This is a genomic window from Salinicola sp. CPA57 (assembly GCF_003206035.1).
Taxonomy (GTDB): Bacteria; Pseudomonadota; Gammaproteobacteria; order Pseudomonadales; family Halomonadaceae; genus Salinicola; species Salinicola socius.
Genome location: NZ_PZJR01000012.1, coordinates 30,884 through 52,156, shown reverse-complemented (window position 1 = coordinate 52,156; position 21,273 = coordinate 30,884). Strand labels below are relative to the sequence as shown.

General features: G+C 62.6%; 24 protein-coding genes and 1 other RNA gene. 7 read left to right on the top strand and 18 right to left on the bottom strand.

From position 1 onward, the window contains the following. Positions 1 to 4 precede the first annotated feature (4 nt). From rsmH to rsmI, 3 genes are all read right to left on the bottom strand, one after another. Entirely contained in the window at positions 5 to 1,006 is a 1,002-nt protein-coding gene (gene rsmH / locus DOM36_RS14935; RefSeq protein WP_110643585.1) for a 16S rRNA (cytosine(1402)-N(4))-methyltransferase RsmH, read from the bottom strand. Positions 1,007 to 1,037: 31 nt separating this feature from the next. Continuing rightward, positions 1,038 to 1,388, bottom strand: an RNA gene (gene rnpB, locus DOM36_RS14930) — RNase P RNA component class A. Positions 1,389 to 1,551: 163 nt separating this feature from the next. Then, positions 1,552 to 2,406 carry a 16S rRNA (cytidine(1402)-2'-O)-methyltransferase gene (rsmI, locus tag DOM36_RS14925; RefSeq protein WP_110643584.1) on the bottom strand — a complete coding sequence of 285 codons (855 nt, stop codon included), beginning with the start codon at positions 2,404 to 2,406 and terminating at the stop codon, positions 1,552 to 1,554. A 308-nt stretch (positions 2,407 to 2,714) separates the two neighbouring features. Between rsmI and DOM36_RS14915 the strand changes: the two genes are divergently transcribed. The 4 genes from DOM36_RS14915 to DOM36_RS14900 are packed head-to-tail and all read left to right on the top strand — an operon-like array spanning position 2,715 to position 6,159. Next, entirely contained in the window at positions 2,715 to 4,592 is a 1,878-nt protein-coding gene (locus DOM36_RS14915) for a penicillin-binding protein activator (protein ID WP_110643582.1), read from the top strand. Continuing rightward, the gene (locus DOM36_RS14910; protein WP_110643581.1) at positions 4,576 to 4,980 is read left to right on the top strand and encodes a YraN family protein; all 405 of its coding nucleotides are present in this window, start codon (positions 4,576 to 4,578) and stop codon (positions 4,978 to 4,980) included. The genes DOM36_RS14915 and DOM36_RS14910 overlap by 17 nt, the downstream gene beginning before the upstream one ends. Before the next feature lie 22 nt (positions 4,981 to 5,002). Then, the gene (locus DOM36_RS14905; RefSeq protein ID WP_075570579.1) at positions 5,003 to 5,596 is read left to right on the top strand and encodes a phosphoheptose isomerase; all 594 of its coding nucleotides are present in this window, start codon (positions 5,003 to 5,005) and stop codon (positions 5,594 to 5,596) included. A gap of 5 nt (positions 5,597 to 5,601) precedes the next feature. Beyond that, positions 5,602 to 6,159 (top strand): BON domain-containing protein, encoded by a 558-nt coding sequence (locus DOM36_RS14900; protein ID WP_110643580.1) that lies wholly within the window; start codon positions 5,602 to 5,604, stop codon positions 6,157 to 6,159. Between the two features lie 160 nt (positions 6,160 to 6,319). On the opposite strand, the gene DOM36_RS14895 is transcribed toward DOM36_RS14900, so the two are convergent. The 5 genes from DOM36_RS14895 to zapE all read right to left on the bottom strand — a co-directional run bounded on the left by DOM36_RS14895 (position 6,320) and on the right by zapE (position 9,929). Then, positions 6,320 to 6,817 (bottom strand): ClpXP protease specificity-enhancing factor, encoded by a 498-nt coding sequence (locus DOM36_RS14895; RefSeq protein ID WP_075570581.1) that lies wholly within the window; start codon positions 6,815 to 6,817, stop codon positions 6,320 to 6,322. Positions 6,818 to 6,853: 36 nt separating this feature from the next. Next, complete coding sequence (locus tag DOM36_RS14890) at positions 6,854 to 7,480, bottom strand: glutathione S-transferase N-terminal domain-containing protein (RefSeq protein WP_075570582.1); 627 nt, start codon at positions 7,478 to 7,480, stop codon at positions 6,854 to 6,856. A 164-nt stretch (positions 7,481 to 7,644) separates the two neighbouring features. After that, positions 7,645 to 8,034, bottom strand: a complete 390-nt coding sequence (gene rpsI, locus DOM36_RS14885) for a 30S ribosomal protein S9 (RefSeq protein ID WP_075570583.1) — start codon at positions 8,032 to 8,034, stop codon at positions 7,645 to 7,647. An 11-nt stretch (positions 8,035 to 8,045) separates the two neighbouring features. Continuing rightward, on the bottom strand, positions 8,046 to 8,474 hold the full coding sequence (rplM, locus tag DOM36_RS14880) for a 50S ribosomal protein L13 (RefSeq protein ID WP_075570584.1): 429 nt from the start codon (positions 8,472 to 8,474) through the stop codon (positions 8,046 to 8,048). Positions 8,475 to 8,747: 273 nt separating this feature from the next. Beyond that, positions 8,748 to 9,929 (bottom strand): cell division protein ZapE, encoded by a 1,182-nt coding sequence (gene zapE, locus DOM36_RS14875; RefSeq protein WP_075570585.1) that lies wholly within the window; start codon positions 9,927 to 9,929, stop codon positions 8,748 to 8,750. A gap of 201 nt (positions 9,930 to 10,130) precedes the next feature. Here zapE and DOM36_RS14870 point away from each other — a divergent pair, with 201 nt between their 5' ends. Next, entirely contained in the window at positions 10,131 to 10,583 is a 453-nt protein-coding gene (locus tag DOM36_RS14870; protein ID WP_075570586.1) for a DUF1043 family protein, read from the top strand. A gap of 79 nt (positions 10,584 to 10,662) precedes the next feature. Here the strand turns inward: DOM36_RS14870 and DOM36_RS14865 are convergent, their stop codons facing one another. Then, complete coding sequence (locus tag DOM36_RS14865) at positions 10,663 to 11,421, bottom strand: Nif3-like dinuclear metal center hexameric protein (protein ID WP_110643579.1); 759 nt, start codon at positions 11,419 to 11,421, stop codon at positions 10,663 to 10,665. 162 nt (positions 11,422 to 11,583) lie between these two features. On the opposite strand from DOM36_RS14865, the gene DOM36_RS14860 reads away from it, so the two are divergent. After that, the gene (locus tag DOM36_RS14860) at positions 11,584 to 12,924 is read left to right on the top strand and encodes a Do family serine endopeptidase (protein ID WP_198651298.1); all 1,341 of its coding nucleotides are present in this window, start codon (positions 11,584 to 11,586) and stop codon (positions 12,922 to 12,924) included. Positions 12,925 to 12,995: 71 nt separating this feature from the next. On the opposite strand, the gene hisD is transcribed toward DOM36_RS14860, so the two are convergent. The 9 genes from hisD to DOM36_RS14815 all read right to left on the bottom strand — a co-directional run bounded on the left by hisD (position 12,996) and on the right by DOM36_RS14815 (position 19,983). After that, positions 12,996 to 14,306, bottom strand: a complete 1,311-nt coding sequence (gene hisD / locus DOM36_RS14855) for a histidinol dehydrogenase (protein ID WP_075570588.1) — start codon at positions 14,304 to 14,306, stop codon at positions 12,996 to 12,998. A gap of 132 nt (positions 14,307 to 14,438) precedes the next feature. Next, a complete protein-coding gene (gene hisG / locus DOM36_RS14850) occupies positions 14,439 to 15,083 on the bottom strand; it encodes an ATP phosphoribosyltransferase (RefSeq protein ID WP_075570589.1) in 645 nt (214 codons plus the stop codon). Between the two features lie 15 nt (positions 15,084 to 15,098). Further along, the gene (murA, locus tag DOM36_RS14845; protein WP_075570590.1) at positions 15,099 to 16,361 is read right to left on the bottom strand and encodes a UDP-N-acetylglucosamine 1-carboxyvinyltransferase; all 1,263 of its coding nucleotides are present in this window, start codon (positions 16,359 to 16,361) and stop codon (positions 15,099 to 15,101) included. A 56-nt stretch (positions 16,362 to 16,417) separates the two neighbouring features. Further along, positions 16,418 to 16,672: a BolA family protein gene (locus DOM36_RS14840; RefSeq protein ID WP_110643578.1), complete on the bottom strand. Its 255-nt coding sequence runs from the start codon at positions 16,670 to 16,672 to the stop codon at positions 16,418 to 16,420. Positions 16,673 to 16,813: 141 nt separating this feature from the next. Further along, complete coding sequence (locus tag DOM36_RS14835; RefSeq protein WP_110643577.1) at positions 16,814 to 17,188, bottom strand: STAS domain-containing protein; 375 nt, start codon at positions 17,186 to 17,188, stop codon at positions 16,814 to 16,816. Continuing rightward, positions 17,185 to 17,790, bottom strand: a complete 606-nt coding sequence (locus DOM36_RS14830) for an ABC transporter substrate-binding protein (protein ID WP_232823876.1) — start codon at positions 17,788 to 17,790, stop codon at positions 17,185 to 17,187. Before DOM36_RS14830 ends, DOM36_RS14835 begins: the two co-directional genes overlap by 4 nt. Positions 17,791 to 17,930: 140 nt before the next feature. Beyond that, positions 17,931 to 18,392 (bottom strand): outer membrane lipid asymmetry maintenance protein MlaD, encoded by a 462-nt coding sequence (mlaD, locus tag DOM36_RS14825; protein WP_075570593.1) that lies wholly within the window; start codon positions 18,390 to 18,392, stop codon positions 17,931 to 17,933. Then, the gene (gene mlaE / locus DOM36_RS14820; RefSeq protein ID WP_075570594.1) at positions 18,389 to 19,171 is read right to left on the bottom strand and encodes a lipid asymmetry maintenance ABC transporter permease subunit MlaE; all 783 of its coding nucleotides are present in this window, start codon (positions 19,169 to 19,171) and stop codon (positions 18,389 to 18,391) included. The genes mlaD and mlaE overlap by 4 nt, the downstream gene beginning before the upstream one ends. Continuing rightward, positions 19,168 to 19,983, bottom strand: coding sequence for an ATP-binding cassette domain-containing protein (locus tag DOM36_RS14815; protein WP_075570595.1), 816 nt, complete (start codon positions 19,981 to 19,983; stop codon positions 19,168 to 19,170). Before DOM36_RS14815 ends, mlaE begins: the two co-directional genes overlap by 4 nt. A gap of 200 nt (positions 19,984 to 20,183) precedes the next feature. Here DOM36_RS14815 and DOM36_RS14810 point away from each other — a divergent pair, with 200 nt between their 5' ends. Continuing rightward, positions 20,184 to 21,200 carry a KpsF/GutQ family sugar-phosphate isomerase gene (locus DOM36_RS14810; RefSeq protein ID WP_110643576.1) on the top strand — a complete coding sequence of 339 codons (1,017 nt, stop codon included), beginning with the start codon at positions 20,184 to 20,186 and terminating at the stop codon, positions 21,198 to 21,200. Positions 21,201 to 21,273 lie beyond the last annotated feature (73 nt).

The window sequence follows — 21,273 nt, the reverse complement described above, 5'->3', positions numbered from 1 at the left end:
CTCCTTATTTCGACGTCTCGGCGACAGGTCCCAGCTTCTCGGCGATGCGCATGACCGCACTGCGCGCGCGCGGGTTCGCTTCGACCTCGCTCTCGCTGGCACGCATTGCCTTGCCTACCGGCTTTAGCCGCTTGTTGAGCTGGTCTTCGCGGATCGGCATGCCACGTGGCAGATGCGTATCCCCGCGTGACTGATCACGGATGAAACGCTTGACCAGCCGGTCCTCCAGCGAGTGAAAACTGATGACGACCAGACGCCCCCCGGTTTCCAACGCATCCAGGCCAACGGCCAGCGCCCGTTCCAGCTGGCCCAGCTCGTCGTTGAGATGAATGCGAATGGCCTGGAAGACCCGCGTCGCGGGATGCTTACCCTTCTCCCAGGCAGGGTGCGCTGCCTTGACGATCTCGGCGAGCCGATGGGTCCGCTCGATCGGCGCCTCCCGTCGCGCCGCGACGATGGCGCGCGCGATGCGCTTGGCGAAACGCTCTTCGCCATAGGTCTTGAAGACCCGCGCCATTTCCTGATCGTCGGTGCGCGCGACCCACTCGGCAGCGCCCATGCCCGAGGTCGGGTCCATGCGCATGTCCAGCGGACCATCACGCAGGAAGCTGAACCCGCGCTCGGGATCGTCCAACTGAGGAGAGGAGACGCCGACATCGAGAAGAATACCGCTCAGACTGCCGCGGACGCCGCACGCTTCGGCGTGACGGTCCAGTTCTGCAAACACGCCACGACACACCGTCAGGCGTGAATCGTCGATCTCTGCAGCGACCTGCAGCGCGGCGGGATCGCGATCGATCGCGATCAGCCGACCCTGGGCGTCGAGCCGCGAGAGAATGGCGCGGGAGTGCCCCCCGCGACCAAAGGTGCCGTCGAGATAGGCGCCGGAGGGGGATTGAATCAACGCCTCCACGGCCCCGTCGAGCAGCACGCTGGTGTGGCGAAAATCGGAACCATTCGCCGCACCGCCTGGGGATGCCTGTGAAGCGTTGTCGCGGTGCTGCATGCAGATCTCGGTGTCGAACGGCGGAAATCGGAGAGGGAGCCGGCCGATAAGCCGGGTTCTGTCTAAGACAGTCATTCATCTAGGAAACGCGTCGCCACGTTTCTCGAGCAACCTACCCGGATCCAGCGCGGGCCGCGCCAACGGATCCCTATTTGGTCTTGCTCCAGGTGGGGTTTACCTTGCCACGCACTGTTGCCAGGCGCGCGGTGCGCTCTTACCGCACCCTTTCACCCTTACCGGCAGCGAATCGCTGCTTAGGCGGTCTACTCTCTGCTGCACTAGCCGTCGGCTTGCGCCGCCCAGGCGTTACCTGGCACCTTGCCCTATGGAGCCCGGACTTTCCTCCCCCGGCAATGCCGGCGGCGACTGTCTGGCCGACTCCCAAGCGCGCAAGAATAACAGCACCCCGTAACCCTCTCAAGACAGCATTGCCGTGTGGGGCAAATGCGTTCACCGATCGAGCCGAACCGTCGCCCAACGCCGACACCCGCGGGCCAGGAAGCGGAGATACGCCCCCTGTCACCTCGAAAACATCAGCTATCGACCTACGGGTCGGACTTCAGCGCCAGTGCCAGCTGATACCAATGCTTGCGTCGTCCACCGAGCACTCGCACCACGACCGCTGCCGCACTCTTCACGGCAACGCCCTCCGCCAGCATCGCCTGAATCAGGGCCGTGCCCTCGACGTCGTCGGCCGCCTCCTCACGACGGGGCGCGCCAGCCAGCATGACCACGAACTCACCCCGCGCCTGATCGGGATCTTCGTCCATGATTCTCAGCAGCTCGGTGGCAGAGCCATCGAGCAATGTCTCGAAAGTCTTGGTCAGCTCGCGTGCCAGCACCACCTGACGCTCGCCGACCACCGCAGCGATATCCTCGAGCAGATCGCGAATCCGATGAGGCGACTCATAAAAGACTCGCGTTTCTTCCCGTGACGCACCCACCTCCAGCTGTTTTCGACGCGCGCCGGACTTGGCCGCCAGAAAGCCTTCGAAAGTGAACCGATCCGTCGGCAGGCCGGCCGCACTCAACCCCGCGACCAGCGCGCAAGGGCCAGGAATCGGCACTACGCGACAGCCCGCTCGACGAAGCTCGCGAACCAGGACGAAGCCCGGATCGGAGATCAAGGGGGTTCCGGCGTCGCTGACCAGCGCCAGCTGCGCGCCGTCGGCCAGACGCTTTCTCAGTTGGTCGACACGTGCCGCCTCATTGTGTTCGTGCAGCGAAATCAGCGGACGCTCGATGCCCAGATGCCGAAGCAGACGCTGCGTGTGGCGCGTGTCTTCAGCGGCGATCGCATCGACCTCGGAGAGAATCCGGCCAGCCCTGGCGCTCAAGTCTTCAAGATTCCCAATCGGCGTAGCGACCACGTACAATACGCCTTCCTTTGTCTCGTTCATTCGGTACCATCCGGATTGACATGCATTCACATCGATGGCCGCCGCTGGCAGACTCGATGTTCAGTTCGGCAAGGAAGCCTCCGCGGGGCGGCGAGGGCCGTTCGTCATGGGCTGCCAGACTCGCAAGACTTCAGCGGAACAGGAACGGGCCGGCGCTGCGGGCAACGCTCGCGAGAATCGTCTCTTCGACAATCGAATCATCGATGACCGAGCGGAACGGTCACCGACGATCAGGCCAGCGATGATCGACTTATCGATGACCGGTGCCGACAGCGCCAGACCTCTCAACAAGTAAAGGGAAAGACATTATGCGTTACGCGCTGCGGCGACTTCTCCTGCCTCTGGCGGCCACCCTGGTGCTGGCAGGCTGTGCCGGTCAGAACATGATGCAGGGCAGCAGCGGCCCGAGCGCCCAGGAGCTGCTCGAACAGGCCCAGGGTCAGAGCGGCCAGCAGGCTGCGGCTTCCCGCCTCGAAGCGGCAGATATCCTAGCACGCCAGGGCGACACGGCGCAGGCGCTCCAGATCGCCGGCCAGATCGACAGCGGCCAGCTCGACAGCGGCCAACGGGTCCGCTGGGCCATGGTGCTATCGGATAGCGCACTGGCGGAGGAAGATGGCCAGAGCGTCATCCGTGCCACCGATATCCTCGACAGCACGACCGAGCTGTCCACCGATGACCGGCAGACGCTGCGCTATCGTCGAGGCATGGCGCTGAGCATGATCGGCGAACCGGAAGCCGCGGCTAGGCTGCTGATCGATCTGCAGCGGAACAACGCGCCCTACGAGCTGAACGATGATATCTGGACACCGCTTTCCAGCTTGAGTCCGCCCGCGCTGAACGCCCTGGCCGCAACGGGTAACGATCCGATCACCCAGGGCTGGGTGGATCTGGCTCGACTCTACCGCACCAGCGGTGGCGATATTTCCAACCTGTTCGATCGCCTGGATCAGTGGCGCAGCCGCTATCCGGATCATCCGGCCAATCGTCGGCTTCCCAAGGATCTGTCGGCGTTGCGTCAGCTCGAAGGCAATGAGATCGATCGGATCGCGGTGTTTCTGCCAAGCAGCGGTCCGCTGGCCAACATCGCCTCGGCGATCCGACAGGGTCTGGAGACCCGTGCCAGCGACGCAAGAAATCAGGGGGAGCGCACCCCCGGACTGACCTTCATCGATTCCAGCCAGCAGAACATCGACGCCCTCTATGCCCAGGCGACGATGAGCGGCGCCCAGGCAGTGATCGGCCCCCTCGACAAGGACAAGGTCAGCGAGCTCGAGACCCGCAGCGACGTCCCCCTGCCCACGCTCGCTCTCAACTACGGCGAGCATCCGCGCAACCAGGCGACCAACCTGTTCCAGTACGGCCTATCGGCGGAGGACGAAGCGCGCCAGGTCGCCCAGCGCGCCTATCTCGACGGCCACCATCGGGCCGGCATCATGGTGCCCGACAACGAGTGGGGATCGCGCATTCTGGCGGCGTTCCGCCAGACGTGGGAGAGCGATGGCGGCAGCGTCGCCTCGGTCGTCAGTTACGACCCTTCCGGCTCGGTCGCCACGGCAGTGCGCAATCTGCTCAACAGCGATCCCTCCAGCATGGACATGCTGTTCCTGCTGGCACTGCCCAGCTACGCCCGCCAGGTGCCGCCGACGCTGGATTTCTACTACGCCAGCAACCTGCCCATCTACGCCACGTCCCATCTCTACGAGGGTACGCCACAACCTCGGGCCGACCATGACCTGAACGGCGTACAGTTTCTCGACATCCCCTGGATGATCCCGGATGCGGCCGTTGGCGGGACCGATGCCTTGCCTTTCGCCTCCACCTACCAACAGCTCGTGGGGGAAGGTGACCCCGGCCTGCTCAAGCTCAATGCCATGGGCGTCGACGCTTACGAACTGGCCCGCCGCCTGCCGCTGATCCAGGCGTTGCCAAACACCCAGATCTTCGGCGCGACCGGCACGCTGCAGGCTCGCGACGATGGCCGTATCCAGCGCACGCTGCCATGGGCACTGTTCCAGTCCGGATCGCCGCAACCGCTACTGACGACATCTCCCTCGACATCGACTGACTCGCTGTCGAAGCCTGAAGACGGCGCTGCCAACGCGACACCGCAGAGCACTCGGAACTCGTCCAATAGCGATCTGAACGGATTCGCGATGGATGCCGACGATGACAACGCCAACTGATCGCCCGAATCCAGCCAACCGGGCACCCGCGCCCCATCGACGCCAACTCGGGCAGCAGGTCGAACAGGCCGCTGCCCGCTGGCTCGAGACGCAGGGATTGACGCTGATTGCCAGCAACCAGCATGCCAAGGGTGGCGAGATCGATCTGGTGATGCGGGATGGCGATAATCTGGTATTCGTCGAGGTGCGCCACCGACAACGCATGGACTATGGCGACCCGCTGGAGACGATCACCCTCGCCAAACAGCGCCGCATCATCAAGGCCGCGCGTTTTTATCTTCATGCGCAGCGGCTATCATGCCCCTGCCGCTTCGACGTCGTCGGCGTAACCGGAAGCCTTCCCAAGCTCGAATTCGACTGGATTCGCGCCGCCTTCGACGCATATTGACCCAGGCCCTAATAGGCAGCCCATGGATTTTCAGACACGCATACTCGACCTGTTCAACGCCAGCATCGACACCAAGACCTACGCCAGCGAGGTATTGCCGCCGTTTATCGAAGTCGCCAGCCAGATGATGGTTCAATGTCTGGTCAGCGAGGGCAAGATACTTGCCTGCGGCAATGGCGGAAGCGCCGGCGATAGTCAGCATTTTTCTTCCGAGCTGCTCAATCGCTTCGAGCGCGAGCGCCCCAGCTTGCCGGCATTGGCGCTGACGACCGACACCTCGACCCTGACATCGATTGCCAACGATTACAGTTACAACGACGTCTTTTCGAAGCAGATCCGCGCCCTTGGCCAGCCCGGCGATATCCTGCTGGCGATCTCCACCAGCGGCAACTCGGCCAATGTGGTTCAGGCGATCCAGGCCGCCCACGATCGGGAAATGTGTGTCGTCGCATTGACCGGACGCGACGGTGGAGACATGGCCTCTCTGCTTGGCCAGGAGGACTGCGAGATTCGCGTCCCCGCCACCTCCACCGCACGAATTCAGGAAGTTCACCTCTTGGTCATTCACTGTTTGTGTGATCTGATCGACCAACAGCTTTTTGGCAGCAACGAGTGAGACTTATGAAGAAGCCCCTGATCGTTTCCTCATGCCTGATCGGCCTGCTGACCCTTGGCGGATGCGCCACCAGCGGCAACCAGGATGAGAACTACGCCGAACGCACGCCCGGCGCCAAAGTCGAAGACAGCAATATTCAGAGCAAGATCTTCGATGCGCTGAATGCCGCGGACGCCCGCTACGGCGATGCCCACGTCAACGTCGATAGCTACAACAGCAACGTGCTGCTGACCGGGCAGGTGCCCAGCGATGATCTCAAGCAGCGTGCCACCGAGATCGCCCGCGACGTCCGCAGCGTGCGTCAGGTGCATAACGAACTGATGGTCTCGGCCAACACGCCGGTCAGTCAGCGCATGACGGACACCTGGATTACCGGTCGCATCAAGGCCAACATCGTTGCCAACGAGGACCTGGACGCCAATCTGATTCGCGTGATCACCGAGAACGGCACGGTCTACCTGATGGGCCTGGTCACACAGCAGCAGGCCAGCGAAGCCACTGCCGCCGCCTCCGGCGTGGGCGGTGTCCAGCGCATCGTCAAGGTATTCGAATACCTCAACTGAGCCTCTGAACTCGAGACCCGTGGCTGCAAAAAGGCCCGGAATGGAAAAGGGCCCGGAGTGGAAAAGCCGCTGCCGANNTCGGCAGCGGCTTTTTGCTTTTAGGATACCCTCGCTCCGGCTGGCGCCACGCCGGGCAAGGGTAAAGCTGGACAGCGAAAACCTATTTGACGATACGCAGCGACGGCTTGCCTTTTTCGGGACGAGTCGGCGCCTCGTCATCCCGCTCATCATCGACAGATTCGGTCGACTCGGGAGAACGGCTTTCCGCGCGGTTCTCGACACTTTCCAGTGTCGGGCGACCCTCGTCTTCCAGCGCCGCCTCTTCTTCGCCGGAGAAGTTAGGCATGACCGGCTCCTGACCGAAGACCATACCCACGCCGTTTTCACGCGCATAGATAGCGATCAAGGCATCCATCGGTACCACGACCTGCATCGGCTGACCGCTGAAACGCGCCCCGAAGGTGACCGCCGCATTGTCGATCGCCAAATCGCGCACGGCGGCCGGTGCGATATTCAGCACGATCTGACCATTCTGCACGAATTGCTGTGGCACCTTGACGTCGGGCTTCCCGGCATCGACCACGATATACGGCGTTTGCTCGTTATCCAGCAACCACTCATAAAGAGCTCTTGCCAGATAGGGACGGCTAGTCAGCATGTCATCTCCTTTCAGGCAGCTTACGACAAGTGCCGCTCAGCTACGCATCTCACGTTCGGATTCGGATAGCGCCACCTTGAAAGCGTCACGCGCGAAGACCCGCTCCATGTAGTCCATCAACGGGGCAACCTGCTTTTCCGGCAGCTCGACGCCCAGCGCCGGCAACCGCCACAGGATCGGCGCGATGCAGCAATCCACCAGCGTGAACTCTTCACTCATGAAGAACGGCATGTCTTCGAAGATCGGCGAGATACCGGCCAGACTCTCGCGCAATTCCTTGCGCGCCTTCTCGGCGTCCTTCTTGGAGCCCTGCTGGATCTGCTCGACCAAAGGGCACCACTCTCGCTCGATGCGATGCATCCACAGCCGACTCTGCGCACGCGCCACCGGATAGACCGGCAACAACGGCGGATGCGGGAAACGCTCATCGAGATATTCCATCATGACCTTGGACTCGTAAAGCACCAGGTCGCGATCCAGCAGCGTGGGAACGCTGTTGTAGGGATTCAGATCCGCCAGCTCAGCGTTGTGCTCGTCGGCCGAGACGTCCAGGATATCGACGGCCACGCCCTTTTCCGCCAACACGATTCTGACGCGATGGCTGAAATGATCCTCACTGCCTGAGTAAAAGATCATCGACGATCGCTTGGCCACTACACCCATGAAACTTTCCTCGAATTAATTCAACGACCAATGGTAACACGGCGGGCAACCCGACCGGGGCCTCACCATGACCATGGAGAGCTCGATGGCTCACCCGCCATATCCCAACGACAAAACGCCCGACTGATAAGTCGGGCGTTGAGCGCAGAGGTGATCCCGAAAGATCAGCGCTTGGAGAACTGCGGACGACGACGAGCTTTGCGCAGACCCACTTTCTTACGCTCGACTTCACGAGCATCGCGGGTCACGTAGCCGGCTGCACGCAGCGGACGACGCAGGTCTTCGTTGTAAACCATCAGCGCGCGGGTGATACCGTGACGAATCGCGCCGGCCTGAGAGGAGCCGCCGCCACCCTTGACCGTGACGACGACGTCGAACTGGCCAGTCGTTTCGGTCAGTTCCAGCGGCTGGCGCACGACCATCTGTGCGGTAACGCGGCCGAAGAACTCACCCAGTTCACGATCGTTGACGGTGATCTTGCCGGAGCCCGGCTTGAGAAACACGCGAGCGGTAGAAGTCTTGCGACGCCCGGTGCCGTAATACTGTTGTGCCATGACGGTTACCCTCAGATGTTCAGTTCTTGCGGCTGCTGCGCGGCGTGCGGATGCTCGGTACCGGCATACACCTTGAGCTTGGCGTGCATGGCACGACCCAGCGGACCTTTAGGCAGCATGCCCTTGACGGCGCCTTCGATGACTCGCTCCGGCGCGTGGTCGATCAACTTCTCGAACGACATGGTGCGCAGACCACCCGGGTAACCGGTGTGACGGTAATAAGTCTTGGCTTGCGCCTTGTTACCGGTCACGTGCACCTTCTCGGCGTTGACCACGACGATATAGTCGCCGGTGTCGACGTGCGGGGTGTATTCCGGCTTGTGTTTGCCGCGCAAGCGGCGTGCGATTTCTGTCGCCAGACGACCGAGCGTCTTGCCCGATGCATCAACGACATACCAATCGCGCTGCACGGTATGCGGCTTGGCACTGAACGTCTTCATGAGTGTTTCACCAAATAAACGTATTTGGGCGTCGAAGCGAACGCTTCTCGGCCATCCCTATTTTTCTTGGGTTACTCGTCCGGAGCGAGCTGCGAGGCAGCTGCCGTTCGGTCGGTAACGGAGCGAAGAGCGCGCATTGTACACGAGCCTTTGGGACGGCGAAAGATCGACTTGCGATCTGTCGAGACGATCTTCGCGCCGGCCCCGCTTCTCGCCACCTGCTGTTGTCGCTCCCTCTTTCATTCTCAAGCATTGCGGAACGCACCCCGGACTTCAGGGCTTGTGCGCCAGCGCCAGGTAATCGCGGGACTGCATCTCCTGCAGACGAGACAACGTCCGCTCGAATTCGAAACCGAGGTTCCCGCCCGTGTAAAGCGACTCGACCTCGGTCTCCGCGGAGAGCAGCAACTTGACCGCACGGTCGTAGAATTCATCGACCATGCTGATGAAGCGCCGGGCCTGATCGTCGGTGCCTGCGCCCATCCTTGGCACACTGGACACCAACACCGTGTGAAATTCCCGCGACAGCTCGATGTAGTCGTTCTGACTGCGCGGCCCGTCACAGAGCATCTTGAAGTCGAACCAGACGACGCCTTCATGCAGTCGACGGGCTTTCAGCTCACGATGGTTGATCGTCAAAGGTGCATTCTCTTTTCCCTCGTTGCCGGCCACCGAGCGAAAGCTTTTCGCCAGCAGCTGCTCGGCCTCGGCATCGAGCGGCGAGTGAAATATCTCGACCTGCTCGAGAGCCCGCAGGCGATAATCCACGCCGGAATCGACGTTGACCACCTCGCAGTGGCGCTTGAGCAGATCGATCGCCGGCAGGAACCGGGTCCGCTGCAGGCCATCCTTGTAGAGATCGTCGGGAACGATATTGGAAGTCGCCACCAGCACCACGCCCTGGGCGAAAAGTGCCTCCATGAGGTTGCCCAGGATCATCGCATCGGTGATGTCCTTGACGTAGAACTCGTCGAAGCAGATGACCCGCGCCTCGGCGGCGAACGTGGCCGCGATCTGCGTCAACGGATTCTTCTCACCCTTGTGCGCCTCGAGTTCACGATGCACACGTTGCATGAAACGGTTGAAATGCGTGCGCATCTTGCGATCGAACGGCAACGACTCGTAGAACACGTCGACCAGGTAGGTCTTGCCGCGCCCCACGCCGCCCCAGAAATAGAGCCCCATGACCTGCGGTTTGCCGGGCGCCTCGGGCTCCGCGGCCTTGCGCTTGCCGAAAAGACCCGCAACTTTCGAGAGCGCAGACTCGCCGGAGACGGTGGCGGACGGCTTGGGTGCGGGCGTTCGCTGAAGATCGTCGTACAGGCGCTGCAGATGTTTGACGGCGTTCTCCTGCGCGGCGTCGTGACTGAAGTCATCGCGCTCGAGATCGGCGCGGTAGCGTGACATCGGCGTCATGGCATGCGGATGTGACGTCGCGGACTGGGGAGAACTCATGGCGGTATCGTGACCTCATGTCGAAACAGGTGGCGGCATTATACCCTCCGACGAAAGTCTTGACAGCGGCAACCAGACAAGGAAGGTTTGACCCGGTAACCGAACGGGTCGATATAATGGCCCCGCACTGATCTTACGTAGCGATCTTGTGCACCGGGCAAAGAGACAGGTCGTGCCAGTCACGACAACAAGGAGCGCAATGTGAACGAAAGCAATATCGACTGGATTCTGGCAATCGCCTGCTTTCTGGCGGGCATCGGTATCGGCGCCCTTTGTTATCACCTGCTGAACGCCAATGTGGCCCGCAATCAGAAAGTGCGCCAGCGCCTGGCAGAGACCGAGCTGGAGCTCAATCAGGTCAAGGATGCCCTCAACGATCATTTCGCCAAGGTCGCCGATCTGGCCTCCAGCATTCAGCGCCAGAGCCATGATCTCGAGCAGCATCTCATCCACGGTGCCGACAAGCTGGTCGACGATCTCAAGCTCAAACGCCGACTGCACGGCAACCAGGACGAGAGCGAAGAGGTCGACGCGCCACAGGTCCCGCGTGACTACGCCGATGGTACGGGCGGCACGCTGGCCGAGGATTACGGCATTCGCCAACGCAAGACGGCCGAACAACAGGACGGCACGCTGCAACCCCCCCGCTACTGACAACGACTGTCTCGCCGTTCAGTTCCTCACGACCCGTCCCCGGCCGAACCGGGCTAACGACGGGTCTGCGGGAAACGCCTCATGCCGGGTTGTCGATATCCACGAAGCGATGCTCGATGCCAAAACGCGCTTTCAGCCATTCGCCCAAGGCCTCAATACCGTCACGCTCGGTGGCGTGATGTCCCGCCGCCAGATAGGTGATGCCCATCTCGCGTGCCATGTGCGTGGTGCGCTCGGAAATCTCGCCGGAGATGAACGCATCGGCGCCCGCCTCGGCCGCCATCGGCAACATGTCCTGAGCGCCACCGGTACACCAGGCGACGCTATGGACGACGCCGGCATGTCCCTCGATCAACGTCGGCACGCGACCCAGCGCCCGTTCGACGCGTGCAGCCAGCGCCTGGCTATCGAGCGAGGTATCCGGCTGCCCCATCCACAGCAAGCCCTGCCCGAGCTCACCGTCGAGACAGCGCTCCGCACTGAACCCCAGGCGCCGGCCCAGCAAGGCGTTGTTGCCCAGCGAGATGTGCGCGTCCAGCGGCAAGTGATAGGCGAGCAGATTGAGATCGTGGTGCAACAGGGTGGCAAACCGGCGCCGCTTCATCCCCGTCACGCTGACCGGCTCGTTCTTCCAGAAATAGCCGTGGTGCACCAGCACCGCATCGGCTTGCCAGGCCACCGCTTCGTCGAGCAATGCCTGGCAAGCCGTGACCCCGGTCATGACCCGACCGATCGATTCCCGCCCCTCGACCTGCAGTCCATTGATCGTGTAATCCTTGAACGCATCGACACGCAGCTCCGTATCGATCGCCTCTTGTAGCGTCTGCCGCGAAATCATGTTGGCTCCCAGCCAAAAGCATTGCTGAATGTTACACTTAGGCCACGTATCGCCATCACGTCACCTCCTCATCGGACGATCGGAATGGGCATGCGACCCCTGAATATGTAGCGTCATCGAATGTCGCGAAATCGTCCGAATTCCAGTCTAAGGACCCAGCCCATGCGTCGCCACCTAGCCGCCTACCTGTGGCCCGCCCTCTGCGGCATTCTGCTCGCGGTCGTGTTGCTCTACACGTTCCCGTCACTGCTGGGTCGCGAGCCATCCGGCAGAGAGACCGCACCCGAGGTGATCGACGCGCCGGCGCTGAATCGTCACGAAGGGCCGGTCAGCTACTCCCAAGCGGTCAATCGTGCCGCCCCTGCGGTAGTCAACGTCTACTCTTCTCGCGTCGTCGACACCAGCCAGCACCCCTTGATGTCGGACCCCTTCTTTCGGCAGTTCTACGGCAAGAACATGCCACAGCGCCAGCGCATGCTGTCGAGCCTCGGATCCGGGGTGGTGGTCAGCGAAGAGGGTTATATCCTGACCAACAACCACGTCATCAGCGACGCCGATCAGATTCAGGTCGCGCTGCGGGATGGCCGCGAAGCCATCGCTCGGGTGATCGGCACCGACCCCGACAGTGATCTGGCAGTGCTCAAGATCGATATGGACAATCTGCCGGTCATCAAGTTAAGCGACTCGGAAGATATCGCCATCGGCGACGTCACGCTGGCGATCGGCAATCCGTTCGGCGTCGGCCAGACCGTGACCATGGGCATCATCAGCGCCACCGGGCGAGACCATCTCGGCTTGAGCCGGTATGAAGATTTCATCCAGACCGATGCTGCCATCAATCCGGGCAACTCGGGCGGCGCCCTGGTGGATGCCAACGGCTCGCTGATCGGCATCAACACCGCGATCTTCTCCCGCTCCGGCGGCTCCCAAGGCATCGGGTTCGCGATTCCCGCCAACCTGGCGCGCGACATCCTGGAAGACATCGTGACACAGGGACGGGTCATCCGTGGCTGGCTGGGCATCGACGCGCAGCAGATGACCCCGGATCTGGCATCGTCGTTCGGTCTCAAGACACTGAGCGGGGTGATTGTCGCCAACGTCGTCCCCGACGGGCCCGGTGACGAAGCAGGGCTGCGCCCCGGCGACATCCTGCTGGCGATCGACGGCAAACCGATCCTCGATCCGCGGGAAACCCAGGTCGACATCGCCGAGATACCGCCCGGTACCCAGCTGCCGCTGACGATCGTGCGAGGCGGCGAAAAACGCGAGGTGACGCTGAATGTCGGCGAGCGCCCGCAGCCAGCCGAAGCCGCCGATAGCTCGCCCCAACAAACGGACCCCGCACCGGAAGCGGGAACCGCGCCGGGAGCCGACGATCCGGGCGCACCAGCGCCTGACGCAGAGGCCGATGGCGATGGCGATGGCGATGGCGATGGCGATGGCGATGGCGATGGCGATGGCGATGGCGATGATGGTGCCACCAGCGCCGGCACCGATCCGTAGCGGCGACCACCAGCCATAAACGAAATCGCCGCCCCAAAGAGGCGGCGGCGATCTCGCTTCGTGCTGGATGATCAACGTTTCAGGCGGTTCTCGGCCGAGCGGGCATGGGCGGTCAGCGACTCCCCTCGCGCCAGCACCGAGGCGGTCCGCCCCAGCGTGTCGGCGCCTTCCGGCGAGCACTGGATCAGCGAAGAGCGCTTCTGGAAATCGTAGACGCCCAGCGGCGACGAGAAACGCGCAGTGCCCGAGGTCGGCAGCACGTGATTGGGACCGGCACAGTAGTCGCCCAGCACCTCGGCGGTATAGCGCCCCATGAAAATGGCGCCGGCGTGACGTACGCCCTCCGCCATCGCCTGCGGTGCTTCCACGGAAAGCTCCAGGTGCTCCGGGGCGATGCGGTTGATCAGCTCGACCGCCTGCTCGGGCCCTTCACAGAGGATCAGCGCGCCGCGCCGCGCCAGCGATTCGCGAACGATCGCCTCGCGCTCCAGAGTCGGCAGCAGCCGCTCGATGGATGCCTCAACCGCCGCCAGATGTTCCGCGTCCCAACTGACGAGAATGGCCTGGGCGTCTTCATCGTGCTCGGCCTGGGAAAACAGATCCATCGCCAGCCAGTCAGGATCGGTGCCGCCGTCGGAAACGACCAGGATCTCGGAGGGCCCCGCAATCATGTCGATACCGACCTGCCCGAACACCGCTCGCTTGGCCGTGGCGACATAGATATTGCCCGGACCGACGATCTTGTCGACCCGGGGCACGCTCTGGGTTCCGTAGGCCAACGCGGCCACGGCCTGAGCGCCGCCCAGCGCGAACACCCGATCGACACCGGCAAGGTGCGCCGCGGCCAGCACCAGCTCATTGACGATGCCATCCGGGGTCGGCACCACCATCACGATCTCGCGGACACCGGCCACGTGGGCCGGCACTGCGTTCATCAATACGGAAGACGGATAAGCAGCCTTGCCACCGGGCACGTAGATACCGACCCGGTCGAGCGCCGTCACCTTCTGCCCCAGCACGGTCCCGTCGGGTTCGCTGTACTGCCAGGACTCCGGCTTCTGGCGCTCGTGATAGAGCCGGATGCGCTCGGCAGCGTGCTGCAGCGCCTCGCGCTGTTCCGTCGGCACGTTCGCGAACGCCGCTTCGAGCCGCTCGGCCCCGATCGTCAACTCCGACATGGCGGTCGCGGAGAGACGATCGAAGCGATTGGTGTACTCGATCACGGCGTCATCGCCGCGCTGACGAACGGCGGCAATGATCTCCGCCACCCGGGAACCGATCTCGTGATCGGAAACCCCTTCCCAGGCCAGCAGTGACGCGAGACGGGTGTCGAAATCAGTGTCCCGCGTGGCGAGGCGGGCAATGGTAGTCATTTGACTCATTCAAGCATTCTCCAGGTTCGACCGACCCCGGCCATCGGCAGGCAATAGAAACGCCTTTCCGTCATGAACGCTACTCCAGCACCTGATCGAAACCGGAGGCGTGCACTCCACACGCCTCGATGTCGGCATCACTCAGGCCGGAAGACGCGCCGTCACGGCCTGGCGCAGGCGTTCGATCAGCGGCCTCAGCCGCTCGTGCTTCATCGTCATCGATGCCTTGTTGACCACCAGGCGGGTACTGATGTTCTCGATCAATTCGCGAGGCTCCATGCCATTGGCCCGCAGGGTATTGCCGGTATCCACGATATCGACGATCTCATCTGCCAGGTTCATCAACGGCGCCAGCTCCATCGCCCCGTACAGCTTGATCACCTCGGCCTGGATGCCCTGCTCTGCATAGTAACGGCGTGCCACGTTGACGAACTTCGTCGCGACTCGTCGCTTGGCATGCGCTGGCTGTGCGCCCACGATACCGGCCGTCATCAGACGACAGCGAGAGATGCCGAGATCGAGCGGTTCATAGAGCCCTTCGGCGCCATGCTCCAGCAGGACGTCCTTGCCCGCAACGCCCAGATCGGCTGCACCCAGCTGGACGTAGGTCGGCACGTCCACCGCGCGAATGACGACCAGTTTGACATCGGGCAGGTTGGTATCGAACAGCAGCTTGCGACTCCTGCCGAAATCGTCTGCCGGCGTGATACCGGCATCCGCCAGTAACGGCAGGGTCTCTTCGAGGATACGGCCCTTTGACAGGGCCAGGATCAGTTGATTGCTCATGTCATCAGCCGTCACTTAACCCGGCACGCGACGAATGCGCGCACCCAGTAGCTGCAATTTCTCTTCGATGCACTCGTAACCGCGGTCGATGTGATAGATCCTGTCGACCATCGTCTCCCCCTGCGCCAGCATCGCGGCAATGACCAGGCTCGCCGACGCTCGCAGATCCGTCGCCATCACCGGCGCACCCGACAGCTTCTCGACGCCGGTCACCACTGCCGTGTTGCCCTCGAGCGCAATGTGGGCACCCATGCGATTGAGCTCCTGCACATGCATGAAACGGTTTTCGAAGATGGTCTCGACGACCGTACCGGTGCCCTCGGCGACCGCATTCAACGCCACGAACTGCGCCTGCATGTCGGTGGGAAACGCCGGATACGGAGCCGTACGCAGGTTGACGGCCTTGGGCCGACGCCCGCCCATGTCGAGCTCGATCCAATCCTCACCGGTAGTAATGGTCCCCCCGGCTTCCTCGAGCTTGGCCAGCACCGCCTCGAGAATGTCGGCACGCGTCTTGCGCACCCGGACCCGCCCACCGGTCGCGGCGGCGGCGACGAGAAAGGTGCCGGTTTCGATACGATCCGGCATCACGTCATAGTGGCAACCGTGAAGACGCTCGACACCCTCGATGGTGATGGTATCGGTGCCCTGTCCGCGGATATCGGCGCCCATGGCGATCAGGCATTCGGCCAGGTCGACCACTTCCGGCTCGCGGGCGGCATTTTCCAGTACCGTCGTACCGTCGGCCAGCGTGGCGGCCATCAGCAGATTCTCGGTACCGGTGACGGTGACGGTGTCGAAAAAGATCGTGGCGCCCTTGAGTCGACCATCGACGCGGGCGCGAATGTAGCCGCCCTCGACGGTGATTTCGGCACCCATCGCCTCGAGTCCGCGGATATGCAGATCGACCGGCCGGGAGCCGATGGCGCAACCGCCCGGCAGCGACACGTCGGCGGTACCGAAGTGCGCCAGCAGCGGGCCGAGCACCAGAATCGAGGCCCGCATCTTCTTGACCAGTTCGTAGGGCGCATGACAGTCACGCACCTGCGAGCCGTCGATCTGGATGCTCATTTTCTCGCCCATGACAGGCTCGATGCCCATCCGGCCGAGCAGTTCCAGCGTCGTGGTGATGTCCTGAAGATGTGGCAGATTGCCGATGGTGACGGGCTCGTCGGCGAGCAGCGTCGCCGCCAGGATCGGCAGGGCGGAATTCTTCGCGCCGCTGGCCCAGACCTCGCCGTCGAGCGGCCCGTTACCGGTGATGATCAGCTTGTCCATGAAGGTTCGCTATAGAATCGAGAAAGATGACCGGCCTGAAAGGCGCAGGACGAGGATCAGGCGCTGACATTCTCCGGCGCCGTTTCCCACTGTGAGGGGGTATAAGTCTTGATGGTGATGGCGTGCAGTGCGCCCGAGGCGATTTCATCCGACAGCGCGCCGTAAATCAGCTGCTGGCGCTTGACCGGGCTCATGCCGCCGAAGACCTCTCCCACGGCGATCACCTGGAAGTTGCAGCCTTCACCCTGAATATGGAATTCACAGCCGTCGAGCTGGCTTTCGAGACGGCTTTTGACATCGCTGGGTTGCATGGAATCAGGCTCCCTTGTGACGACTGCGCTGAATGCGCAGGGAAAGCGCCACATGGTAGCGGAAAGCGCCCCGTCTTGGCGATCTTGGCGGCATGCAAAAACGTCGCAAGCTGTCGATCGGACGAGGCCGACGACGGGGAACTAGCGCTCGCTCGACGCCGTGGCCGACTCAGATTCGACGCAGGTCGTCTCGACGGCCGGCAGCAGCGGCGCCAGTTCGGTGATATCCATCAGCCGCTTCAGCGCCAGCGACAGCGATACACGCTGCAGGCTCAGCGAGTGGTGCTGCACGCTGCGCACCCACACCAGCAACACGCTCAGCACTGCACTGCTGGCAACCTGAATGCCGGTCAGATCGAAGGAAACCTCGGTCTGCGGCGGCTGCTCCGCCAGCCAGTGTCGACCCGCCTGGGCAAGCGGGCCGGCACTGTCGAAGTCTGCCTCGCCGCGAATCGTCAGCACATGACCATCGACGATTTCCAGCGTGGCATCATCGCGTTCGAGCAGTAGCGTCACGCGTCGCTGCCCTTCTCGAGTTCATCGGTGCCGACTTCCGGCGCCCAGTTGTCGATCACGGCATCGATGTCACGATTGTTGTCGCGCATCGACTGATCGAACTGATTGCGGAACGTCAGCCCCAGGTTGATACCGTTGACGATGACGTTGATGACCTTCCACTGCCCGTCACTCTGACGCAGCGTAAAATCGACCGGGTAGGTTTTCCCATTGGTGGAGACGACCTCCATGGGCACCGACGCCTGATCGTCATAGCGTCCCGCGTTTTCGTTCTCCTTCACGCGAAGCGTCTGATAGTCGAACGTCACCAGGCCTCTGGCATAGGTATCGATCAGGGTCTTGCGGAACACATTGACGAACTTGGAGCGCTGCTCCGGCGTGGCACCACGGAAGTAACGGCCCATCACGCTGGCACCGATGTAGCGGAAGTCGGCAACTTCCGCCATGTTGGTATCCACCAGCTTGGCAAGCTCGCCCTCGTGCTGGGCGTAGTAGCCCTTCTTGCCTTCCAGCTCGGACATCAGCGAATCCACGCTCTGCTGGATGACCTGGGTCGGAGACTGCTGCGCCTGGGCCACAGGAGCCACGCTCGCCAGACACATCGCGACGAGCGCCAGGGCCGCCATCCAGGCGCCCCGCATTCCGGTATCACGTTTGGCAGTGCGGGCATGCCGCGCGAAAGTCATTTTCATCATCGACTCCTTGTCTGTGATCAACTTGCCTTGAGCTGAGCCGGCCGGGCTCACTTGGCCATATTCGACACGAACTGCTGGATGAGTTCCTCCAGCACCAGCGCCTGCTGGGTGTCGTGGATGACGTCACCGTCATGCAGCATATCCGGCGCACCGCCCACGGTCAGCCCGATGTACTGCTCGCCCAGCAGCCCGGCGGTGAGTATCGCCGCCGTGCTGTCGTTGGAAAGCTTGCCGTCGTATGCCGAGTCCAGTTGCATGGTGACCTTGGCGTCGAACCACTTCGGATCGAGCTCGATATCGGTCACCTTGCCGATGCGCACGCCGGACATGGTTACCTTGGCCTGGGGTCGCAGCCCGCCGATATTGGCGAAGTTGGCAGTCAACGTGAAAGTATCGTTGGGCACACCCACGCCCAGGCCACTGACGCGCAGACCCAGGAACACCAGCCCCAGAATACCTGCCAGCATGAACATGCCGACGCCCAGTTCCAACCAGTTGTTGCGCTTCATCCGAGGTCTCCAAACATCAACGCGGTGAGCACGAAATCGAGGCCCAATACCGCCAGCGAGGCGTATACCACCGTCCGGGTGGTCGCGCGCGAAATACCTTCCGAGGTGGGAATCAGATCATAGCCCTGAAACACCGCGATCCAGGTCACGACCAGACCGAACACCAGGCTCTTGATCATGCCATTGAGCACATCGCCGACGAAGTCGACGCTGTCCTGCATATTGCTCCAGTAGGAACCCTGGTAGACGCCAAGCCAGTCGACGCCCACCAGGTACCCGCCCCAGATACCGACCACGCCGAACATCACCGTCAGGATGGGCAACGAGACGAAGCCCGCCCACAGCCGGGGGGCGACGATGCGCCGCAACGGGTCGACGCCGATCATTTCCATGCTGGTGAGCTGTTCGGTCGCTTTCATCAGACCGATTTCGGCGGTCAGCGCCGAGCCTGCGCGCCCGGCGAACAGCAATGCGGCGACCACCGGGGCGAGCTCGCGAACCAGCGACAACGCCACCATCTGTCCCAACGCCTCGTCGGCACCAAAACTCACCAGAATGGTGAAGCCCTGCAACGCCAGCACCATGCCGATGAATAGCCCCGACACCAGTACGATCGCCCCCGACATCACCCCGACGAAATGCATCTGGCGAATCCACAGATGGAACCCCTCGCGGGACGGCAGGCAGAAGATCGACTGAAACAGGAACAGCCCCGCCCTGCCGATCGAGCTCACGATATCGAGCGTTGCGCGCCCTAGCGTCGCGATATGTCGCATCATGAAAACTGCCCCGCCGGCGCCAGAATGTCATCGTAGAAGTCCGGCGCGGGATAGTGAAATGGCACCGGCCCGTCGGGCTCGCCATGCACGAACTGCCTGACGTGCGCATCGTCGTTCACGTCGAGCGTACGCGGCGTGCCGTGGGCCATGACCTGGCCGTCGGCGATGATGTAGACATAGTCTGCGATCGACAATGTCTCCTTGATGTCGTGGGACACCATCACCGCGGTCAGCCCGAGCGCCTGATTGACCTTCTTGATCAACTGCACCAGCACGCCCATCGAAATCGGGTCCTGGCCGACGAAGGGCTCATCGTAGAGCACCAGTTCCGGATCCAGCGCCACCGCGCGCGCAAGCGCCACGCGTCGGGCCATGCCGCCTGAGAGCTCCGATGGCATCAGATGTCGCGCACCGCGCAACCCGACCGCCTGAAGCTTCATCAGCACGATGTCGCGCACCATGGCGTTCGGCAATTCGGTATGCACGCGGAGCGGGAACGCGACGTTCTCGAACACGTCCAGGTCCGAGAACAGGGCGCCACTCTGGAACAGCATGCCCATGCGACGACGCAGCTTGAAAAGCGAGCGCCGCGACAGCTGGTGTACGTCCTGACCATCGATCAGCACCTGGCCACGGTCCGGTATCAGCTGACCACCGATCAACTTCAGCAGCGTCGTCTTGCCGGTCCCGCTAGGCCCCATGATGGCAGTAATCTTGCCGAGCGGAATCTGCAGGTCGACACCGCGAAAAATATCGGTATTGCCGCGGGAAAAGTGCAGATCCTTGACCTCGACCATAATCGGGTCATCCATGCAGCATCCACCAACCTTGTGAGATCAATTATCGAACATTGTATCCTAACCTTGGCGGTAGCGACCAGCAGTCGCCACCGGACGACTACGCTCGCTGCCGCACAAGGGACGAATCGGGAAACGATCAAAGGTATACTCTCACGTATTGCGCCAACCCGAGATCGCCTGGCGCCCTCAATTTCACGACTGACGTTCATGCCATGACCGATCCCCGAACCGCCACCGCCACCGCCGAGACCCTGAGCGAACTCGCCACGCTGGACTTTCGTGCCAGCGCCAGGCGTACGCTGACGCTGGAACAGCAGGCTATCGGCGAACTCGTCACCAAACTCGACGCGTGTTTCGATGCCGCCTGTCGGCTACTGCTCGCTTGCCGAGGGCGCCTCATCGTGACGGGCATGGGCAAGTCGGGCCACATCGCCCGCAAGATGGCCGCGACCCTGGCCAGCACCGGCTCGCCGGCGTTCTATGTACATCCCGGCGAGGCCAGCCACGGCGATCTCGGCATGATCACCGGCGACGATGTGGTGATCGCCCTGTCGAACTCCGGGGAAACCCAGGAGATCACAGGCCTGCTCCCGCTGTTCAAGCGTCTCGGCGCCCCACTGGTCAGCCTGACCGGCCGGCCGGGGTCGACGCTGGCACGTTATAGCGACGTGCATATCGATGTCGGCGTTTCCCGGGAAGCCTGCCCTCACGATCTGGCGCCAACCTCTTCCACCACCGCCGCCCTCGCCATGAGCGACGCCTTGGCGCTGGCTCTGCTCGAGGCGCGCGGCTTCAGCGCCGAGGACTTCGCGCTGTCCCATCCGGGCGGCACGCTCGGCAAACGCTTGCTGTTGCGTGTTGCCGACCTCATGCACGACGGCAGCCGGCTCCCCAGCGTGGCCACCGGAAGCCCGTTGCGAGAGGCACTGCTCGAGATGACGCTCAAGGGCATGGGATTCACCTGCGTGGTCGATGAACGCGGAATGCTGGCCGGGGTCTATACCGACGGAGACCTGCGGCGCACGCTCGACCAGCGTGGCGATTTCACCCTGCTTCGCGTCGATGACGTCATGACGCGCGGCGGCAAGACGGCGGCACCGGACATGCTGGCCGCTGAAGCAGTCCGGATCATGGAGGATAACCGCATCACCGCGCTGGCGGTGGTCGAGAACGGCATTCCCGTTGGCGCGCTACACATGCACGACCTGCTGAGAAGTGGCGTCATCTGACAATCCGACAGCGCGGTGGCCTGGCGCGATCGACGCGACGGACCGCATCGTCGTTCGGAAAATCGAGAGGAGA

Excerpts from the sequence above, each read along its gene's own strand:
- murA (WP_075570590.1), bottom strand. The coding sequence starts at position 16,361 with ATGGACAAGCTGATCATCACCGGTAACGGGCCGCTCGACGGCGAGGTC.
- mlaD (WP_075570593.1), bottom strand. The coding sequence starts at position 18,392 with ATGAAGCGCAACAACTGGTTGGAACTGGGCGTCGGCATGTTCATGCTG.
- rpsI (WP_075570583.1), bottom strand. The coding sequence starts at position 8,034 with ATGGCACAACAGTATTACGGCACCGGGCGTCGCAAGACTTCTACCGCT.
- DOM36_RS14810 (WP_110643576.1), top strand. The coding sequence starts at position 20,184 with ATGACCGATCCCCGAACCGCCACCGCCACCGCCGAGACCCTGAGCGAA.
- DOM36_RS14905 (WP_075570579.1), top strand. The coding sequence starts at position 5,003 with ATGGATTTTCAGACACGCATACTCGACCTGTTCAACGCCAGCATCGAC.
- DOM36_RS14815 (WP_075570595.1), bottom strand. The coding sequence starts at position 19,983 with ATGGATGACCCGATTATGGTCGAGGTCAAGGATCTGCACTTTTCCCGC.
- DOM36_RS14860 (WP_198651298.1), top strand. The coding sequence starts at position 11,584 with ATGCGTCGCCACCTAGCCGCCTACCTGTGGCCCGCCCTCTGCGGCATT.
- rplM (WP_075570584.1), bottom strand. The coding sequence starts at position 8,474 with ATGAAGACGTTCAGTGCCAAGCCGCATACCGTGCAGCGCGATTGGTAT.
- DOM36_RS14830 (WP_232823876.1), bottom strand. The coding sequence starts at position 17,790 with ATGTGTCTGGCGAGCGTGGCTCCTGTGGCCCAGGCGCAGCAGTCTCCG.
- DOM36_RS14895 (WP_075570581.1), bottom strand. The coding sequence starts at position 6,817 with ATGCTGACTAGCCGTCCCTATCTGGCAAGAGCTCTTTATGAGTGGTTG.
- DOM36_RS14915 (WP_110643582.1), top strand. The coding sequence starts at position 2,715 with ATGCGTTACGCGCTGCGGCGACTTCTCCTGCCTCTGGCGGCCACCCTG.
- rsmI (WP_110643584.1), bottom strand. The coding sequence starts at position 2,406 with ATGAACGAGACAAAGGAAGGCGTATTGTACGTGGTCGCTACGCCGATT.
- DOM36_RS14890 (WP_075570582.1), bottom strand. The coding sequence starts at position 7,480 with ATGGGTGTAGTGGCCAAGCGATCGTCGATGATCTTTTACTCAGGCAGT.
- mlaE (WP_075570594.1), bottom strand. The coding sequence starts at position 19,171 with ATGATGCGACATATCGCGACGCTAGGGCGCGCAACGCTCGATATCGTG.
- DOM36_RS14865 (WP_110643579.1), bottom strand. The coding sequence starts at position 11,421 with ATGATTTCGCGGCAGACGCTACAAGAGGCGATCGATACGGAGCTGCGT.
- rsmH (WP_110643585.1), bottom strand. The coding sequence starts at position 1,006 with ATGCAGCACCGCGACAACGCTTCACAGGCATCCCCAGGCGGTGCGGCG.
- DOM36_RS14840 (WP_110643578.1), bottom strand. The coding sequence starts at position 16,672 with ATGCAACCCAGCGATGTCAAAAGCCGTCTCGAAAGCCAGCTCGACGGC.
- hisG (WP_075570589.1), bottom strand. The coding sequence starts at position 15,083 with ATGAGCAATCAACTGATCCTGGCCCTGTCAAAGGGCCGTATCCTCGAA.
- zapE (WP_075570585.1), bottom strand. The coding sequence starts at position 9,929 with ATGAGTTCTCCCCAGTCCGCGACGTCACATCCGCATGCCATGACGCCG.
- DOM36_RS14900 (WP_110643580.1), top strand. The coding sequence starts at position 5,602 with ATGAAGAAGCCCCTGATCGTTTCCTCATGCCTGATCGGCCTGCTGACC.
- DOM36_RS14910 (WP_110643581.1), top strand. The coding sequence starts at position 4,576 with ATGACAACGCCAACTGATCGCCCGAATCCAGCCAACCGGGCACCCGCG.
- hisD (WP_075570588.1), bottom strand. The coding sequence starts at position 14,306 with ATGAGTCAAATGACTACCATTGCCCGCCTCGCCACGCGGGACACTGAT.